The 19273-nt window shown below is 59.8% G+C and carries 11 protein-coding genes and 1 pseudogene; 5 read left to right on the top strand and 7 right to left on the bottom strand.

Features of this window, described 5'->3' with window-relative positions; all coding sequences use genetic code 11:
• Positions 1 to 81: 81 nt before the first annotated feature.
• Positions 82 to 354 carry a hypothetical protein gene (locus KUF59_RS35185; protein WP_258767773.1) on the top strand — a complete coding sequence of 91 codons (273 nt, stop codon included), beginning with the start codon at positions 82 to 84 and terminating at the stop codon, positions 352 to 354.
• A 1896-nt stretch (positions 355 to 2250) separates the two neighbouring features.
• On the opposite strand, the gene KUF59_RS35175 is transcribed toward KUF59_RS35185, so the two are convergent.
• The 6 genes and pseudogenes from KUF59_RS35175 to KUF59_RS44550 all read right to left on the bottom strand — a co-directional run bounded on the left by KUF59_RS35175 (position 2251) and on the right by KUF59_RS44550 (position 14934).
• Positions 2251 to 3426, bottom strand: a complete 1176-nt coding sequence (locus KUF59_RS35175; RefSeq protein WP_258767771.1) for an ERF family protein — start codon at positions 3424 to 3426, stop codon at positions 2251 to 2253.
• Positions 3410 to 4239: pseudogene (locus KUF59_RS35170) on the bottom strand (YqaJ viral recombinase family protein). The gene KUF59_RS35175 and the pseudogene KUF59_RS35170 overlap by 17 nt, the downstream one beginning before the upstream one ends.
• Before the next feature lie 821 nt (positions 4240 to 5060).
• A complete protein-coding gene (locus KUF59_RS35160) occupies positions 5061 to 8144 on the bottom strand; it encodes an NAD(P)-binding protein (RefSeq protein ID WP_258767769.1) in 3084 nt (1027 codons plus the stop codon).
• Positions 8145 to 8156: 12 nt separating this feature from the next.
• Positions 8157 to 10364, bottom strand: coding sequence for an NAD(P)-binding protein (locus KUF59_RS35155; protein ID WP_258767768.1), 2208 nt, complete (start codon positions 10362 to 10364; stop codon positions 8157 to 8159).
• Positions 10361 to 14371: an AAA family ATPase gene (locus tag KUF59_RS35150; protein WP_258767767.1), complete on the bottom strand. Its 4011-nt coding sequence runs from the start codon at positions 14369 to 14371 to the stop codon at positions 10361 to 10363. The genes KUF59_RS35155 and KUF59_RS35150 overlap by 4 nt, the downstream gene beginning before the upstream one ends.
• An 83-nt stretch (positions 14372 to 14454) precedes the next feature.
• Positions 14455 to 14934 carry a hypothetical protein gene (locus KUF59_RS44550; RefSeq protein WP_475647867.1) on the bottom strand — a complete coding sequence of 160 codons (480 nt, stop codon included), beginning with the start codon at positions 14932 to 14934 and terminating at the stop codon, positions 14455 to 14457.
• A gap of 770 nt (positions 14935 to 15704) precedes the next feature.
• On the opposite strand from KUF59_RS44550, the gene KUF59_RS35140 reads away from it, so the two are divergent.
• Positions 15705 to 16442, top strand: a complete 738-nt coding sequence (locus KUF59_RS35140; RefSeq protein WP_258767766.1) for a lysozyme family protein — start codon at positions 15705 to 15707, stop codon at positions 16440 to 16442.
• A 111-nt stretch (positions 16443 to 16553) separates the two neighbouring features.
• Here the strand turns inward: KUF59_RS35140 and KUF59_RS35135 are convergent, their stop codons facing one another.
• Positions 16554 to 16889, bottom strand: a complete 336-nt coding sequence (locus KUF59_RS35135) for a hypothetical protein (protein WP_258767765.1) — start codon at positions 16887 to 16889, stop codon at positions 16554 to 16556.
• 221 nt (positions 16890 to 17110) lie between these two features.
• On the opposite strand from KUF59_RS35135, the gene KUF59_RS35130 reads away from it, so the two are divergent.
• The 3 genes from KUF59_RS35130 to KUF59_RS35120 all read left to right on the top strand — a co-directional run bounded on the left by KUF59_RS35130 (position 17111) and on the right by KUF59_RS35120 (position 18975).
• Positions 17111 to 17869 carry a hypothetical protein gene (locus tag KUF59_RS35130; protein ID WP_258767764.1) on the top strand — a complete coding sequence of 253 codons (759 nt, stop codon included), beginning with the start codon at positions 17111 to 17113 and terminating at the stop codon, positions 17867 to 17869.
• Between the two features lie 120 nt (positions 17870 to 17989).
• Complete coding sequence (locus KUF59_RS35125) at positions 17990 to 18625, top strand: hypothetical protein (protein WP_258767763.1); 636 nt, start codon at positions 17990 to 17992, stop codon at positions 18623 to 18625.
• Positions 18625 to 18975, top strand: a complete 351-nt coding sequence (locus KUF59_RS35120; protein WP_258767762.1) for a hypothetical protein — start codon at positions 18625 to 18627, stop codon at positions 18973 to 18975. The genes KUF59_RS35125 and KUF59_RS35120 overlap by 1 nt, the downstream gene beginning before the upstream one ends.
• The last annotated feature ends 298 nt before the right edge of the window (positions 18976 to 19273 follow it).

Raw genomic sequence — 19273 nt, 5'->3', positions numbered from 1 at the left:
TTCTGCCGGGGACGCACCAAGCTTGGAACTTGCGCGGCTCGACGAGGAGGGTTCCCGGTTTGGGGCAAGGGAGCTTTACGAATGTTCAAGATGGTTGCGCGGCTCGGCGTTTTGGTGATGGCCGCTTCCTTCTGCGCGGTGGGTTGTGCAAACGCCGGCATGCAAATGCCCGGCACGGCGGCACTTCTCGCGGGCGAGAGCCAGGCGACGCCGGTGACTTTCTGGGCCCAGCCCTACCCCAACCGTTATGTGCCGTGGCGCCGCTGTCCGCTCGTCCGGGTTGAGACGCCCTATGGCTGGTACCTGGACCGCGTCTGCGCGCCGATGGGGCCAGTGCTTCGTCGCGCTTACTGAGGGCTCAGTTTACGGCAGCTGGATTTGTCCAAGCGCCGAGCTGCGCATATAGCCGGTAGCGTGTGTGGACTTGACGCCATCCCGATCTAAGCGAGTATCTCTACGAGCATGCGCTGACCTAGTTGGTTCGCAATAGTTCAGGGTTCGGTTCTGAACTGATCAGCCTTTTGGGTCCAATGTGGGAAGCGGCTTGTGGTGCATCCCAGCACATTGACACAACGTGCGGCGACAATAATCCGAAATTGGTACGCAACCATTGAAGTTCCGAGGCCCCCGTTGACGTACAGCTTTCCGTCTAGTGGCGAGAGTAATGCCGCGGCGGGGGCAACCGATCGAGGCACCTTCACATTGCCAGCCTCCGGGAATGGAAGACGAAAGGCACCGCCGCCAGTCTCGCGGGCAGCAGCACAAGCCGCAAGGAATGCCGAGGTTGGCCACGCTAAAATGGCCTGCCGATCGGGGCGGGACCGGCACGAGCAATGAAGATCAGATGATCTCGTCGTCCACCCGAAACAGCTCGCTGCCAGCAGCACGGGCCGAAGGAAATGGTCTGCGGGTCGGAACGCGCGGGCAGCGGACGATACTTATGTCGTCTACGATCGCACTACGAAGATCGTTGAACAGGCCTACGCTCCAGCCAAACGTCGAAAATCTAAGTCTGATGCAGGTGGGCATGACCGGAACTGGAAACGATCTTGCAAACCGAATGGTGGGGGCAAGCGGCATGACATTCTCGACGGGGCAGGAGGCCATGATTGGCTGTTTAGAGATGGAGGTAACGACACCTTCATCTATGGCAAAGGAAGCGAGCACGATACGATCGCCGACTTCGATGTATGTACAAGCTCAACCGCCGAGCACGACAAGTTACTTTTCAAGGGTTATGACGCAAGCGCGTATCTGACTGTTGAAGGAGACGAGTGGCCGTTCATTACGCTGGAGGAGTCGATAAGCTTACGATTGTGGGCGTAACGCATCTTGGTGAACTGGATTATTTGTTTGTTGCATAGCTTTCGGATCCAGGTGAGGGCTGCGGTGGCATAAGCTGGAGGGCCTGAAGAGGCGAGAACTTTGTCGAACGGTTCAGGCGATATGCATTGAAAGCTTTTGCCAACAGCGCGGTTTTGTTGGCCCTCACGCGTGATACCGGCTCGCTGAGGCAGGCGAATGATGGCTCAAATCACTTCGTCCCCTGTCGTCCAGAGATAGATCCAGTTACGTCTTGAGATTGCGAGCGAGCAAGGCAGCCGCGACAAATCACCAGCCTGGTACTGAGCTTCCGATCGTTTTCGGCTTCGATGTCGTCGTGCACGCCCCACCAGGCTTCTGAATAAGGACGAAGGGCGAGTAATACCCTCTCACGTTCTTTGTTGGGGTCGCGTGAAATGGAAGGGTTTTGTGCGCGCGTCGTGCTAAAAGATAGATTGGGATTGCGGCCCAATCCATCCCATCCGATTGAATTGCTGAGGGTTGATGGCGCGGTTGTGCAGCCTGCGAGTAGACTGGCGACACTAATGGCGGTCATGAAAAATCGGCAAAACATACACGGGGCCCAATGCAAGCGGCACAAGGCACGAGTTCCGCAATTGGAACTTAAGGTGAAGCTGGTTAATCACTGATTAATATTTCGACTTCTCGTCGCGATCGGATGCGGTCCTTGTCAGAAGGGTATTAGCGGGTTGAAGCGCGTTGTGATCAAGCTCAACGCGCTGCGAGGTCACGAGGGCCGTTGGGTAGACGATAAAGGGCGTCATCAGGTCAAGCTGATGATCGCCGCCTGAAGTGCGTGATGGTGGTCTAGGCTTTCTCCAGGCAGCGGCTGGGGTGCAGGACATAAAGCGAATTCCATGGGCAATGCGGTGAACGTTTGTGGTTGGCGGCTGTCAAAAGGCCCGTTCATGGACGCGGTGCCTCCAGCCCGGCTGATAGTGCAGGATCTTGATTGGTCATGCTTGCTTCGCCATCGGCATGAACCGGGCTTGTGCTCCACAATTCCCTGGCAATCGGGAGCGGCGAGATCTGCATATTGCTCCACCACGCTCTCTCGTTGCCGTGACGGTGCAGGTCTTGATGGTGAGATCGGCAAAGCGGGACGGTGAATTCGTCGCTGACCTTGCGTCCAAGTGTTCGTGGCTGCGCGAACTTCAGATGGTGGGCATCAGTCGGGGCCTTCTTGCATACCAGACAAGCTTGGCTGCGAACGAAGGCAAGGTGCACCTTGCTGCGTTTTCGAGGAGGCTCCTTCGGAAAGGCGAGGCCCTGTTGGTCTTCTTGGGTAGGGTCAGCAGTTACCTGGAATCCCGACCGATGCTGCTCCCCGGGAGCTTTCTCGATCGATGCGGCTGGCCCTTGTTCTGCTACATTGAGTTCGGGAAGGGCGGCTTCCTCGAACCTTTTCTGGTAGGCGGCCTCGAGAATGTGAGCGTCCGCCGCCAGGAGCGTGTTCTTCAAGGGGATGCTGGCTTTGGCCCAGTCGAGCAGGCCGTCGCCGTCCTGTTGGGAGGCTAGCTCGCCGAGCAGCCGCTCTAGCAACTCGGCGGAGTGTTCGGGCGGCAGAACCGGGGAACGGTTCAAGACGACCTTAGGTGCCTTTCCATTCCCTCGTGGGGTGGCTTGTGGCTCGGTGTCAGCCGGACGGCCGCCGCTCGCATCTGGTGCGTCCAGATCGTCCTCTCCAGCGATCCCGACCAAGGCGAACAGGGCATAGCGGCGAGCATACGTCAGCGCCGCTCCCATCCGATGAGGCGCTTCGACATCTTTGCCTGAGCACACCGGCAAGTCCGAGGAAATCCATTCCCCTGATGAATGGGCGAGCAGGGTAGTGAGGTGGATCTGTCCCGTTCCGCCTGCAATGCGTGTCGTCTGGATGGTCGCAATTTCCTGCTGGCTCAGCGTCTTCCGCACTATATCGAGGCCACTGGCCAGCGATGCATAGCGGAATGTTCGATCCTCTTCTCTCGGGAAGGGCGAGCGTATCGTCGCCGTGAGCGTCTTCTCGGGGTTGATCAGTTCTGCCTGCGCTCTTGCAAGGGCGGCCGCGATGGTGCCGATCCGCTCACTGGACTGATGCATGGTTGATCTCCGCTGAAAGAGCTTCAAAGCTGATTGCACCTGATTTCGACCGCTTGGCCTTGATGCCGTGGCCAACCGCTTCCTTGGCGTCCTCTGGCATGAGCTTCTTCAGGTCCGCCTTGGCCAGCTCGTGGTCTCCATGGGCTTCCCGTGTGCGGAGATACGTCGCGGCCAGTTCGGCCCACGAGTTGGATGTTGCCATGTCGACGATCTTGATGGCCTCGAGCCGCGGGCGTGGGGTCTCGATTCCGAACAGGGCAGGTGGCTCACCGGTCTGCACGCAGCGCCAGAATTTTTTTCCGCGGTCAGGAGAAGATGTTGATACAGCGGGTCGGCATGCACGGTGATCTCGACCCATTTGCCGCCGCCGGTGATGATGGAAAGAACGGCCGAGCGCGCTGCGATCACCCACATGTTGTGCTGAAGTTGCGCCATGTGTTTGTCGGCCGCCGCTTCCTCGGAGAAATTCCAGGGCAGCATGAACTTGGCCTCATACACTGCCCCGGTCTGCTGAACACGGCCGTCCAGCGTTGCGCCCATCCACTTGTGGATCGGGTGCCGAACTTTCCGCTGCACGTCCTCGACCGTGTGGCCGCTGGTGCGCTCGTACCAGGTTCGGTTGAGGTCTTCGGTGATGCTGCCGAGCTGGACGATCAGGTCGCCGCTTAGGTCCTGAGGCAAGACTTCACCGCGTTTCTCACGCCAAAGCCGGATCAGCTTGTCCTGATCGTCTCCCATGATGATCCGTGCGTCGGATCCACCGACAAACGTTCGGCGATCGGGGTGTACCTTTGCTGGGACTCGCGTATCCATTCCGTGTGCCTCCTAATTTGAAATTCCATGATCAAAATAGATCATATGGTGTAAAATAACCCACATGGGCAATAACGTCAAGGGTGATGAGCCTCCTCTACTCGCAGCTCAAATTCGCGCGGCGCGAGCGCTCTTGAGATGGAGTGCCGAGGAGTTGGCGCGGGCGTCGGCGCTCGGGGCAAATACCGTTCGGAGGGCGGAAGTCACCGAGGGAGCGACTTCGTTAACCGCTGCCAATGACCGCGCCATTCGCAGGGCATTGGAGGATGCCGGCGTTGAATTTATCGACGAGAATGGCGGTGGCGCGGGAGTCCGACTACGCAGCCCGTCGCGCTAACGTGCAATGCCTGACGGCTCTCGCTCAGGCTTGGCGGCTGCGCGCGCTACTTCAAGCGCCTGCTTCCTCCTGGCAGAGGTCGGGGGTAGTTCACCCCGAATGGGCGTCGCGAAGAGCTCCGTATTGGGGGCATGCATCGCCCTTGCGAGTTTTTCGAGCACCGCAACGGTCGAATTCTCGAGCCCGCGCCCAAAGGTCCGGTCGATCCCTGCATCCGCTGCAACGAGAAGGCGAAGCAGATTTTTCTCGGCCTACAGATTCTGGGTTCGCGGATATTTTGTCGCGACCATCGGTCGGGATGAGGAGTGATCCGAGAACTGGCGGACCGGGAATTGGAGCAGAGCTTAAGATCTCGGCCGTCCAAAGAAAATAAATCGCTCGTCCTAACATCCCTTAAACCGCCTTTGGCGGTTCCAATCAAACCTCCAGCGTTGCTTGGAGGTTATTGGCCCGTCTTCGGGCAAGCGGAGTTACGCGGAGACGGTTAGCGCCGCACCAGGAGCCGCCCCAACAGCGCCTTGCTGTATTCACCAGTCGCCCTTGCCAGATTTTTTTCCGTCGGACCGGAGTCCCAGTTCGGGAAGTTAAAGGGCAGGGTAAGAGTCCAGGGACTCATGAAGCGGAATCCCCAGGGATAAGGTTGGGCTCCACTCTCAGTCATTGCATTGAGGCTGATCGGCTTCGAGGGCTTGTCTTTTACGAACGGGGGGAGAAGTTCGATCGAGCCCTTGATCGGTTGAAACACCGCGCCGGCGAGACCGTATTTCAGCACGGAGTAAATGAAGTTGCCATCTGGCTGGACGCCGACCAAAGGCTGTTGCAGCTTGTCGCGAATGGTTGCGATCCTTGGAAAGCTGGCGATGCCGCCCGGCAAGCCATCGCGGTTGAACCAGCTCCTGATTGTTCCGGTGGGGCTCCGCACCGAGAAGGAATCCCCGTCCTCGCGAATGTTGGCGACCTGCTTGTTGAAGCCGTAAAACCTCTGGCCGATCAAGACAGCTGCCACCGAGTCCACCAGTAAATGCGGCATGTAGCTGAACAGGACGTTGGGCAGCACGTGCGAATCCTTGTGGACGACGTCGGGAATCAACTGGGCGATTTCCAGGTAGCGCGCGCCGCCGAACGGCACCAATCCGGGGCGCACATTGCGTTGCCGTGCAAAGATCAGAACGATCTCGTGTGTGTCGGGCTTTTTCGGCACAGGCGTTTCGGTAGTCTGCTCCGATGTTCCGCTCTCCTTCTGATCGTACTGCTTTCCGTGCGTCTCGACCGTGAGTTTGCCTGGCGGCGTGGCGGGAGTGTAGAGCGCCAGACCGTCGGGCAGCTTGCCTTCGACGAACTCAAACGGCAGTGACTGGACGACGCAGAACGCCTCGATCTCACCGGTGCCGGCGACGGCGTTGGTGCCCACCTTGCGCAGGAAATCGAATGCCGGTAGGAGGGCGGTCGGCAGCGAAACGTCATCAAAGTCGTTGGCGTTTGGCATGGCAATATGTACTCCTGCAATTGCGGCTGCCGCGGCGCGGCCCGCCATGACCGAAGCTTCAATACAACCCGCATTGATGCCGGTACGAACCCAGTCACCGGCCAGGTAAAGATTATCGAGGCCGGATTCGTCGGCTCTCATGCGTTTGAACATGCTGCCGGCAACCGATAGCACATATCGGTCCGAGGGATTGATGTTTACCCGCGAATATTGCGCGGCGAATCGCTCTTGGGTAGGGGGAGCGTAAGGGCCGCGATAGTCGAAGAACCGATCCCACCGAATTGTGCCGTTCGGATAGATGATACCTGGCCACAAGAAGGGGAGATACGCCTTGATCCAGGCGAGCATGCTGCTCTGTTCCTGGGCGAGCTTCCGCGCTGGATAGGTGTGATCGCTGAATGGAGGTGTCGGCGCCGCCTGATCATCGACTAGGCAGCCGACGAAATATGCCAACCCCTTAGGAGCATGTTGAAGAGGCCATTCCTCCAGGGGTAACATCAGGCTGAGATCGGCCCAGGTATCCAGCGGCAATTCGAATCCCGAAAGAGCCGTTCGATCGTGCTTGCAGCCAAGCTCTCGCATGCCCACCGTCGTCCACGCCTGGAAGGCGACGGTTGCTGTCGTCTTGACGGCATCGACCATCTGTTTCCATTTGGGCTTGTGGTAGACAAGATCCTTGCAGATCGTGTCGAAGGCTCCGATGCCAATGCCGAGCACGATATCGTCAAAATCCGTACCGCGCGTCAGGGTACGGGGGCGGACGCCAGTCCAATCCGTCCACGCGGATTCCAGGTCGATCCGACGCTTCCTGAGTTCATTTCCCTGAACGAGCTGAGCGTAGTCAGGATGGCTCGGCCAGCTGGCGAGCTTTTCATCCTGACCAATCCAGATCAGTGGGTCGTATACCTTGCCGGAGTGGGTGGTCGCTTGAATGGTGGTTTCGATAGTTTCAATCGAAGCCTTGTCTTGGGAAAGTCCGATCTGTTCGACCTTGGTGAAGAATTCGAAGTTGACGCGGCGTTTCGACAACACCTGGTAAAGCGGCGCAAACAACAATTCGCCCATCGTCGCTCTCAATAGGTAGAAGAACGACCCGCGATAGGTAAAGAGCAGCTTCAGCAAAATGCGAGTGCCCGTGCCAGCCGCGACGTCCCTGCGCGGTACAGTGCCCGCTGTTGAATACGGGTTCGTGCCGAAAAATCCGAATACGTAGTCATAGCAACCGCGAACGACGGCCGAGTCGAGCGCCTCTGAAGAGCACCCGCGCGACTTCATCCATTTGGTCCATTCGAAGTCGTCAATGCAGTCGAAGCCCTGCCACAGCACGCCGTCCTTCAGCATCCCGATCGCAATTGTCAATGTGATCTCTGCCACGATCTTGCGCGGATCGCTGGCCATCTTGGCCAACTTCGCTTTTCTTCGGAGCTGGATGCGTGACAGCCGCAACAGCGTCCGAAGTTCCTCGCTTTGGCGCGCGCTGATTGCTTTGGGATCCAGCGGTAGCGCATCGATCCTGGCTCGCGCTGAACCAAAGGGCCCGTCTCCAGCCCCGGTCGCCATGAACGAGGGCGCCACGCCTTGCGGCCATTGGTCGGTGAATCCGGCGATCGAACGAGTCTGGTGCACCGCGCATTCGAGCAGCGAGCGTAGAAAATCGACAAGGGAGAAGAACGCGGGGCGTGGCGTGCCCGGGATTCCCTCATGGGGCGGAATGTCGAAGGTCCACGAAATCCACGCTTGTTTCGACGGCTCCATGAGCACGGAACGATCGAGACCTTCGAAGGCCTGCTCGCGGGATTCGAACGGTGGACTCAGGCCGAGACCATCCATCGCGGCGTAAACTCGATCAACAAGTTCGAACGCGTTGTCGTAGAACCCGGTCCAGATATGAAGTCCGTGTTCCTCGGCGCGGTAGCCTTTTGCCTCATCGCGGCCGACGGCCCCTTTGCCACCGAGCCGCCATCCGATCGTGTAGACCGTGATATCGAACAGTTCATGCAGCGGATCCAATTCCGTCAGCTCGAACGCCGAGCTCAGCGCTGCAACCCCACCTCCGAGAATTGCAATCTTTTTCCGCGCCATGCTGGTCCTCACTCAGCCGAGGTGAGCGCAGCCGCGCAACACATCGCAGACACTCAGATATTGTCGGGAAGGATGAAGGAAGCGTTCTCCCGGAATTTCTATGCTCTCGCCGGTGATCGCGCGCGCGGCCTGCATGCCAGAGATCACGGCCGTTTCGACACATTCGGTGTTGAACCCGGTGTCGATCCAGGTTCCGGCCAGATACAGGTGCACGAAGCCGGAATCGTTTGTCTTCAGCCGCCAAGCGCTGGTGCCGGCCGCCGTCGCGACGCAACAGTCCCACGGACCAATATTGGCCTTGATATACTGCGCCGCGAGCCGTGGCGGTCCGGTGCGCCCTGCGCGATCGAAAAGCACGCGCCAGTCAAATTTGCCTTGAGCCATCACGTTGGGCCAGATGAACCGCGACTTACGCTTCAGCCATTTCAACGTCTTGAGGCGGGCGATTAGATCCGCCAGCGCCTGGACGCCAGGGCGCGTCCGCGGAGCTTCATACAGTTTCGAAGGGAAGACATCACAGAGGTAATGAAGCGAAGCAGGCCCACTTGGCTCGTATTGCAGCAGCTGCGACATGTCCGCCCAGATATCGAGGGGATCGGGCCCCGATACAAGCGCCGGCTTTGCCTTGGTCCAGCCGAGCTGAACGAGCGTTCGATCGCTCCACAACTGAACCGAAATGCTTGGTACGAGCTGAAGCTTTGCCGCCATATTCCAGAACCTGGTGTTGTACTCGTACAGGTCGTCGAACGGCTCGCGCGGTGGCTCAGGGCGGGATGAGTTGGCTGACCGGGGCCGTCGCTCGACCTTCTTGTCGCCGGTGAACTTCTTGAAAGTGCCGAGCGGCGCGGCGAGGATGACATCGTCGAAATGCTCGCCACGCCTGACCACATCAATACCAACCTTCTCGTTGCACCAGAACGATTCCAGATCAGCGTTGCGGTTCGGGTTGCCCTCGATCTGATCCCAGTTCGGCTGGTTGCTCCAGCCCACCATGCCGCCGCGGACCCGCGTGGTCCATTCGTAGTCGGGCCGCGGAATAGCCTGCACGTCGAAGTGCAGCGATTCGACGCATTTTGTGTCCGGCGAGACATGGACGTCGGTCAGCTTGTGAAAGAACTTGAACTGCACGCCTCGCTGCCGAAGCAACTCGAACAGCGGGGCGACGATCACCTCGCCCGTCCCCGCCTGCAACTCCCACGCGACTGCACCCCGATAGGTTCCAAGCATTCGAAGCAGGACCTGGACCGCTGTTCCCGCTCCGTAGCTGGCCTTGGTGATATCGCCATCCGGGTACTGAAACATGGTGTCGTAAAGCGACTTCACCAGTGGGGTTCGTTTGACAAGGCCGCGCGGGGCGCCGTGACGAACAAGCCAGTGGCGGAAATCCTCGCTGTCGATCTGGTTAATGGACCGCTGCTCGATCAGAATGTCCGCGATGACGCCGGATACGAATGGCTCGGCGAGGCTCAATGCCTGGCTTAGCAGCTCGCCCGCGCGCCGTCGCGCAAAGATCATTTGCTTGGTGGCATCCGAGGCGTTCTTAAGCATTCGGCGGACGAGTTCGACGTCTTCTGGACCGAACAAGATCATATCGTCGTCGAGACGCGACAGCCACACTGCGGAAATCTCCAGACAGTCTTTTGCCGTGATCTTGGCTTTGTCCCATATTCCGGACGCCAGTCGCGGATCGTTGCCGCGCGCGAGGGTGCGCGACGAAGGGGCGTCGAGGTCCACTTCCGGTGACGGATTTGTGTCAAGCGCATGGTCGTGAAGGCGTCCCAGCAGCCCGACGGCACGCGACAGGCAAGCTCCAATGCTGAGATCGACCGATCCCTTGCCGGGCATCGTGCCCTTGTCAGGAGGAAATTCGACATCGTATACGTCCGGCTTATTCACGTCGCCATCGCCGATCGGGGTGAACTCCTGCGGGCAAAGCAGGACGTGCAGTGGGATTTTGGGCGCGCCGTGCGTATCCCATTCGTCGTAGACCTCATGCATCATCCGAAAGGCGTTCTCGTAAAAGCCGAACCAGATGTGCAGACCGTGCTCAATGTTGCGTCCCTGCTTGTCGCGGCCGCTGGCGCATTTACCGCCGACTCGCCATCCCATCTGATAGACCGTGACCTTGTAGCACTGGCACAACTCTCTTCGGGTAAGTGCGAAGGCGGCAGCAAGCCCGGCCATCCCGCCGCCAACGATCGCGATCCGTTGTCCGGTCAAGTTTGGCTCCGTTGCGTCGTTATGGACGGATGGGCACGCTTCAGTTCGGCGAGCTCTTTGACGGCGCCAAGACGCTGAAAGATGCTCGCGGCCTGTTCGAGACGGGAGGCGCGCCGCGGATCGCCTTCGCCGGACGCGTTGCCAAGACGGTAGATCGCCTGCGCCTGCTCGTGTGGCATTTGCAGGAACTCAGCCGCGCCGGCGGCGCGCTTCCAGTGGTCGAGCGCTTGCGTCGTTTTGCCGGTCAGGAGCGACAACCGGCCGTTCATCAAATGGTTGTAGGGACGACAGATCGGCGACGTTCGAGCCAACCGGGAGAGCTGCCGGCACGCCAGCCTCGCCTTGCTTTGGATGTTTGAAGGGACGGCACCCGATGCGCGCTCCCAATGCGTCAGGAAGACATCGGTGATTCCCGCCGCCCCGAAGACATATCCGCCCCAGACAACGCCACACTCTTGCAGAATGGCAAGTCCCCGCTCCGCAAGCTCCAGGGCAACATCCAACTCTCCACGTTCGAGATAACCCGCCGCTGCGACGCCGACGCAAAGCAACTGTTCGGTGCGGAGCAATCGCCGGCTCGCTACGATGCTCAGCTCATCCAGGCAGCCCGCATCGGAAGTCCCCGTGGTGATGCCGATCCGTGCCCGGGCGGAAAGACCCCATGCGCGAATCTGAAGCGGCGAATCGTCGGACAGTTCGCCAAAAAGCCTGGTAAGCCTCTCGTCGGCGCGCGCGATATTTCCTCGCAATAGCGCGATGAATATCGACATCGTCTCGCTATTCTGCGCGCGCTTTCGATCGCCCAGCCGCTCGTAAAGCAGCCTTGCATGTTCCCCATACGCCTCGGCGCTGTCCCATTCGGCCAGACCGTAATCGAGAACGCCGAGCACCAGCCGCACCCTCGCGATCTCGGGCAGTGAGCCATAGTCTTCCGCCAGCCGGATCGCCCGCGCTCCGTAGGCGCGTGCGATACTGACAAGCCCCGACATGCCCATTCCGAGCGCGAGCGCGCTGTAGCCGCGAATCGTCTCCGACGTCGCGCCGCATTTTTCGGCCAGGTTCAATGAGGCCAAGGTCCCATTAAGCACTGCCAGGGAGTCGTTCTGATGAAAGTACTGCTCCGACAGAAATTCATGAATATGCGCGATGCGTTGCATGTCGGCTTTATCTTGTTCAGACAGCTCTTTCTGTCCCGCCGCAAACAGCCGCAAATTGAGCTGTGTAGCGGCATTGCGAATGAGCGCGCCGACCCTCTCGGCTCTGTTTGCCGGAAGCCGATGGCCAAGAAGCTGCATCGCGCGCTCGTAATGGACGGCCGAGCTGTCGTAGTCCGAGAGCTCATGATAGGCGTCGCCGAGAATGACTTCCCAGGCCGCTTTCCGGCTGTTTCCGATCGTAATCGCTTCGCGTTGCGTCAGGTCGAACAGCTTTTCCACATAGCGGATCGCTTCGCGATTGGCGGTATGGTTATGTGAGTGTTGGGCGGCAAGTTCCAGATAGGTGAGCGCGCGCAATGGCTCGTTCCCCAGTTCCAGATGCCGCGCGAGGCGCGCATAATATGGTTGCAGCTCGTTCGCATGGTGAAGCTCTATGAACTCCGCGACACGCTGGTGCAGCGTTCTGCGCTGAGCAAATGATAGCAGATTGTACGCGACGTCCATCGTAATCGAATGCCGGAACGTAAAGGAATGGGGCGGCGTCTCCCGATCGTCTTGTACGAAGTCGTGCTCGATCAGCCGACGGATGCTCTCCTCGACGGAGGCCCGGGAAAGCTCGTAGACCACATGCTCAAGCATTTCCGTCGAGAAGCTATCGCCGATGGCGCTCGCTGCCTTCAGAACGAACTGGTCGTCGGGTGACAACAGGTCGATTCGGCTGACGATCGCGCGTTCGACGCTAGACGATGGCGATATGCCAGCATCCGTAAACCGCGGCTCCTCGAAAGAACTTACGCCGCGCAAAACCTGGACCTTGCCGGTATCGCGAAGGGCCAGGACAAGCTCGTCGCTAAAGAACGGATTTCCGCTGGCATGACCGTAGACATATTGCGTTAGCGCCTCGGGAATCTCGGTGGACTTGAGGCGCTGGCCGATCAACGCGGCGATATCGTCGCGGGATAACCGGTTGAGCGGCAGCTGCAGCGACGGTACGAGCGCGGTACCAAGGTCGTCTTTCGACGCGGAACTCGCACCGGTGCGTTGCGTGACGACGCTGAGGAATTCGCGAAGCCGCCGCGTGACGGCGCCAAGCAGATCGATGGACGAGCCGTCGAACCAATGCAGATCCTCGACGACCAGGATACGGAAGCCGGACTGCCGGAGAAGGAAGATGACGAGTTCCTCGATCGCACTGACTCGCGCCGACCCCACTATCTGCTCGGTGAATCCAGATGGCGAAAAGCCGAGCGAAATGATCTCCTCGAGCAATGGCAGCCAGCTCAGGAGCGTGGGATGGCCGGACATGGCTTGCGACAGCTCGCGCTGGATTCGCGGCCCGTCGCTCAACGTTTCGAACTTGAGCAACTGCTTCAAGATGGTTCGCCAAACGAAGTACGGTGTCGATCTTTCGATCGCTGTGCCGCTGCTAAACAAGACCGAGTGGCCCTGCGTCTGCGCGGATGCAACGAAATCCTCCAACAAGTGCGATTTCCCGATGCCGGCTTCGCCCGACACGAGCACAAGCTTGCCGATGCCTGAGCGGGTGCCTTCAAGGCATCCCTTGAGAATGGCCCGTTCGCTATGGCGGTCGATGATGGTCCGTTTCGGATTGGCCGAGGCCGCGTCGCCTGCGAATGCGGGACTGAAAGCAAGGATCGATGCGCCGCTGCCTTTGATGCGAAAGTGCGGCAGCAAGGTAAAGGCCATCCGCCGTCCGACGGTTTGCGCGGTGGTCACGTCGCAGACGATGTCGCCTTGCGCGGCTTCCGCAAGATGGGCGGCAACATTAGTCGCCGATCCAAAGATGCCGAATGTCTTCTGGTGACGGCCGCCGTAATTGCTGCAAAACAGCCGCCCTGTCGAAATCCCGGCGGATATGGGAATGGCCTTTGCTTGCAGCCGCCGCTGTATCCGAAGACAGGCCTCCACGGCACGCAACGGATCGTCCTCATGGGCAAAGGGCGCGAGGCCGAACGCCAGTGCGAGCGTCAGCCCCTTGTCGTCCATCAGGACCTGATGGATCGTGCCTTCCAGGCGCTCCGCTATCTGTTGGATCTCGAGAACGAAATCCTGGAGGCGAGCCGGGAAGCCAGAATCGAATTTGAAATCTGCAGGGCCGATCCGCGCTATTGTCAGCGCGCGGAATTCACCGACCCAGGCGTTCGCGTCGGCTAAGGGGATTTCGATCGCACTTATTTCTGCCTGAACTGGGCCGGCGAGTCCAAGGGGATGATCGGCGGGCTTCAGCCGAAGCAGGCGCGCGCCGTACGGCGTTGCCTCTGTTTCGGCGGATCCGGACAGCAGTGCCGCCGCATTGGTGCAAAGCGCGATGTCATCGATGTCCGCACGTCGGTAGGCCGCGCCAATGCTGTAAAACGGATCGCCGACCGCGACGTAGTGCCAAGCGTTGCGCCAGCCGCCGAGCTTACAGAAGAAAACCTCGCCAGTCTCGACTGCGATGCGCGCACTAATTCCCTCGCCATGGGGCCAGCCCGCCATCGCGCTTCGGAGCGCAATCCCGCAGTGGGCCGCTTGTTCGGTCGTGGTGGCCGCGTCACCGTCGGCCCAGACGGCAAGAATGGCGTCGCCTGCAAACGCGACGATGTCGCCGCCGTGCGCAACGATGACATCGGTGAGGACCGCGAAACAGTCATTGATGAAGTAGGTGAGGCCCTCGGCGCCGTCACCCGCCGCACTATCGGTCTTCGCCGTAAACCCGGCGATATCAATCAAAAGTACCGTCGCATCGCGCGCATCCACTGAGGCTGCGCCCGCTGGCAATTGCAGCCGCGCGTTTACCCATTTCGGGATATAGGCGGCCTGTTCCCTCGCGCTGGCTCCGACGGGCATTGCACGGCCTCGCGTCAGCAGATCCAGGAATGGAACTCCGAATTGTGGCGTAAATCAATGGGCATACACGCCCGGGTTTTTAGTCAATGATCTTCGACATTTAGGGAACTCGGACGAGGCGATTCATCACCTGGGAGCGGTTCGAAAGCTTTCACGACAAAGTCAAGGCGGCAACCGAGCGCGCCATTCGGGAAGCGACTGGCGTCAAGGGTGAAGTCACCTGCCGCTTTACCCACGTCTACCCGGACGGGCCTGCACCCTATTTCACCTTCCATGCCCTTGGTCGCCACGGCGCGCTTCTCGAGCAGTGGCAGGCCATCAAGAATGCGGCGAGCGACGCACTGATCTCGGCAGGCGGCACCATCACGCATCATCATGCCGTCGGCCGCGATCTCAGGCCATGGTACGACCGACAACAGCCAGAGCTTTTCGTCGCCGCCTTGCGGGCAGCCAAGCGCGAACTGGATCCGCAGGGCATGCTCAACCCGGGTGTCCTGATTGATCCGTAGGCGCATGCCGGTGAAGGCGCTCTTGCACCGATTCGCTTCGGTTGGCGCTGACACGACGATTTCCGGCCACTCGCGGTGAACGGACGTCGCCAGCGCCAGTCGACATGTCTCAAAAGGGAAGAGCAGCCATCAAGGCCTTACCGTAAGAGCAATTGAAGCCCTCCGGACAGCGAGGCTGATTGCCCGGCGCGACCCGCGTTAACCTTGTCTCTGATCTTCTCACTAACCCCACCCGCAGGTTCACTTCCGCCGTTAAGCCGCCTTATTGGATGTTTGCAATCGTTCTCCGATTTTCGGGAGCTTATTTCCGGCAGGCTTTGAGCGAGGTCTCTCGTTCGGAAAGCGTGAAATCAGATGAGAGGGGCTCTCATCCTTGTTGGCCTCGGTACACTCGCGGTGATGGAATTCGAGACACCGCCGCGCACGACAAAGCCTATGAGCGAACCTCCCGCTCAGGCAACCGTCGGATTACGCGCCTCACACGATATGCTGACGACGGCAGACCGGCTCGAAGTCCCGCACATGCTTGAGGCGCCGCAGCCCTCGAGCCAGCCGATGCCTACGCCGCATCTAACACCGATTGTTGCGCAAGAGCGTTCGAAGATCATCGAGCAACACAGCGCAAGCGGAGGAAAATCCGCAGTCATGCTGCCCAGACCTCGGCCTCGACAGGAAACTTCCAAGGCAACTGCGAATGCCAATCGCGCCAAACCGGTCGCGGAGGTCAAGCCCTGCCGGTCAGGTGCCTTCGATGACCTATTCAAAGTATTGAAACTATCAACGGGATGCCAGACCTAGCCCAACGATTCCCTTTCATCGGCGAGATGGCCGACGACAATCCGCGGCTCCTCGCGCGGTCGTCAGAGCAACCAAATCGTGCCGACGAGATCCGGCCGCCTCGACCCGACGAGCGTGGATCGGTTGTCGCCGCGCGGGACTGGCTGTCGGCGGAATCCATCACCCTCGTTCTTGGAGTGGCAATCGGTGTAGCTTTCGCCGCAAGTTTCGTCCTGTCTCGCGACGCTCATTTGAACGGGAAATCGATCGACAGGACTGCCGCCAAGGCGTTGGTCGAGCGCATTGTCATAGCCGAGTCCAACGGTGACCCGAATGCAAGGAACAAGCGGTCGAGCGCGACTGGCGCCGCCCAGTTTCTCGATGACACATGGCTCGATGCCGTTCGAAGGCACCGACGCGATCTGATCCAGGGCCGCACCGACAAGCAAGTGTTGGACTTGCGGCGAGATGCCGAGCTTGCGCGAGAGATCGCAGCACGGCTGGTCGAGGAATATGCCGTGATGCTGAACAAGCGCGGTCTGCCAATCACGCCCGGTTCTCTCTACCTTGCCCATTTCGCGGGACCGGCGGGCGCCGTGGCGCTCTTGGCCAGCGCAGAAAGTGCCGATGCTGCTTCCCTTATGGCCGCCGCTGACGCGACAGGTCGGACCACGCGCGAAAAGCTGGTCAACGCCAATCCATTCCTCAAGGCGATGACGGTCGGCGATATCAAGGGCTGGGCCGATCGCAAGATGGCAATAGGCAATTCGGCGGGGCGCTCGTGAAGGCTATGTTTCAAGTACTCCGCACGCGCGCGTAGCAATTGACGTTACCCAAGTAACATTCTTTGCTACGGCTTGGCCGGGGACTTTCGAGGGACGTCGTTAACTCGTCTTCTAACTCCGCTCCGCGGCGCCCTTGTCAAGCTCGCTCAGCGTTTTGGTAACATCGCGGTGGACCTGGTGAAGACGTGTTTGTGCGCGGACTGCCTCAGCCATACTGCCCAGGTTCAACATCTCCGTGCGCTCGATCAGCGTAGTCGAAACCTCGATGCTCTCGATCATTGACTTTCTGAGCGTACGCCGGAGGCTATCGATGCGCCCGGAGAGCTCGGCTGGGGCCGTGCGGCCCGAGCCGCATTTGTTGAGATCGGCAAGGAGCGACTTATGCAGTGTTCGCAGCCACACCCGTTGCTGATCAAGGCGGAGCGCAGCCGCTCTGGCGTAATACATTTAGAACTCCTTTTGACGAATGGGCTTGCTGCTGGCGTCGTCTCTATGGTGCGCTAAGGTCTGCCATCTTGCCGATGATCATCTGATTCGTCGTGTGCGCAAGTTCTCGAAGCTGTATCCCCAGTATTTTGCGCTGCCACGAGGCAAAGCCTAGGGTCGATGTGACCACCAGGGGGGAGCCTGAACTGTGTTCAGTGAGTGACAAGTAGAGGGAATGGCTCATGCCGAAGCGTTACGGTCCAGAATCCTACCGGCCGGCGCCGAGCTGGTTGTCGATCTGGAGTTCGATCTATTCTGCACTCGCACCGCGAGCCGTCTCAATTTTGCAGCCGACGGGCTTCTACGAGAACTATGACATAGAGGTTCAGTCCGCGGATGAGACGCGGACTCTCGAAGGAGAGGAAAAGGCTGCAATCGAGAGGATCGCAACGGCGTTGACCATTGCGGCACATTGCTCGCATCAGACCCCTGACGGCGTTGCCCGAGCCTGGCTCGAGCGGATCGCAAGAAATCCGGCGCTGTTTCGCATCAAGGGCCTTCCCCCAGAGGTGCACTGGGCCATCGTATCCAACTACAGTCGACTCTCCGAGAAGCCCGGTATGCATTTGCAGGATGTGTTTGGGCGCCGGCGGGTTCGTTTCGAGGCGAAAGCGAAGAGGCCGACACCGGCGAGCATCGCGAAGGCAGCTCGCAGAGCACTTGAAAATCAGCGGCGGCAGCGTGGTCGTCCGCGCAATGTCGCCAACCGCTTGCTTGCCGAAAGCCTGGCGCTCGCCTTCAGGACCTTCGGCGGTCGCATCGTCCGGCGGCGGACCCCGATCGATGCGCCGGGCGGCGGCGTGCGCTATGTCGAAAGCGGGCCATTCTATTCCTTCCTTGAAAAGGTGATCGGTCCATTGCAAACACACCTTGATGAGGTTGGTTTGCCCGGCGTAACCATCGAAACAATCGAGCGAATTGCTGCCGAAGAGTTCACTTGAGTTGCCGGTTCGCGCTGCCCCTTTTCGCCCACAAGAAATGAGTTCCCCGGCCGCCGCCGAGTCTGGTTTGGTCTTCTTGAGGGCATGCGTTGGCGCGTGCCCGAGAACAGGACCCCAGACATGGCAGAGAACGTTCAGCAATCCTCGCAGGCGATCCCGCAGTCGCTGCCCATTCCGCGCTTCATCCAGAGTCAGCTCGCCCATCCGCCGATTGGCCCGAACGAAAGTGCCGGCGAATTCCGCTCGCTCTTCCACGAATTGGCGCAGGCCGTTCAGGGCGGTCAGCGTTCGGCCGCCGAGTTCGTCATGCTGCTTCAGGCGACGATTCTGACTTTTCGTATCATTGGGCTTGAGCGCATTCGCGACGCGATCCTCCAGCACATGCGCCCCGAGGCAGTCGTGGCCTTGATCCGCCTCACGGATGGTGTGGTCGAGCGCGGCTCCGCCGCCTCATTCCAGGCCTACGACAGCAGGAAGGAGTATTTTGCAAGCAAGGCGGGCCAGACCAAGGTCGAGGCGCGCTTCACCCGCGTGGGCTATGCAACGGACGCGGTCGATGTCGAGGCATTCCAGCTCGCGCTGCCTTCCCTTGCGCCGATCGATCGCCAGATCATTGCTGCCCAGAAGCAGTTGATGACGTTTTTGAAGGAGGTTGATCGCCGCGACGCCGAGCGCGCAAAAGAGCTGCGCAGGGCCACGCTGAACGCCGTTTCTCGCGCGCGCCCGGAAGTGGCCGATAAGCGCGAGGCGAACTGATGGCTACCGAGAAGCAGATTGCCGCCAACAGGAAAAACGCTGCCCGGAGCACCGGACCACGGACGATTTCAGGCAAGGCGCGTTCCAGGATGAACGCGCTCCGCCATGGCCTCGCAGCAACGCTCGAGGACCATGGTGGAGGTACGACGTCCGACACAGGCCTCGACCTGGAAGCGCTGTCCGAGCGGATCGGGCGCATCGAGGTCGAGCGGGGCAAACTCACCTTCGAGATCGAAACGCAATTGTGGGAGGGGAATGGGAGTAGCAAGGAGATCGATGACCGGCTGCGCCAGTTGGGCGCTCTCGAACGCTATGCCAAGCGTAGTGCCTCGGCACTCCGGAAGAAATAGGCGACCGACTTCTCAACTTCAGTTTTGACAGAACGAACCCAATTCTGGATAGCGAGCTCGATCACCGCAAAGACGCCGCATGGTGATGCAACGTCTACCACTCTGACCCATCGCGTCATTTCATAACCACACCCGGAGATGGGCGGCACGCTTGGACCGCTTAGGACAGAAGTCTTGACCGCACTGTTGGGTGCGTTTCGACGAACGGGTACTATCACCGGTCGAGAAGAGCGTGGAATGGGGACGAAAGGACGCCGCCACCGGCGGAAGTCAGGGCACCAACGGCCAACCGACAAAT

The sequence above is a fragment of the Bradyrhizobium arachidis genome, from assembly GCF_024758505.1.
GTDB lineage: Bacteria > Pseudomonadota > Alphaproteobacteria > Rhizobiales > Xanthobacteraceae > Bradyrhizobium > Bradyrhizobium manausense_C.
This window is presented reverse-complemented; position numbering and strand designations above follow the sequence as displayed.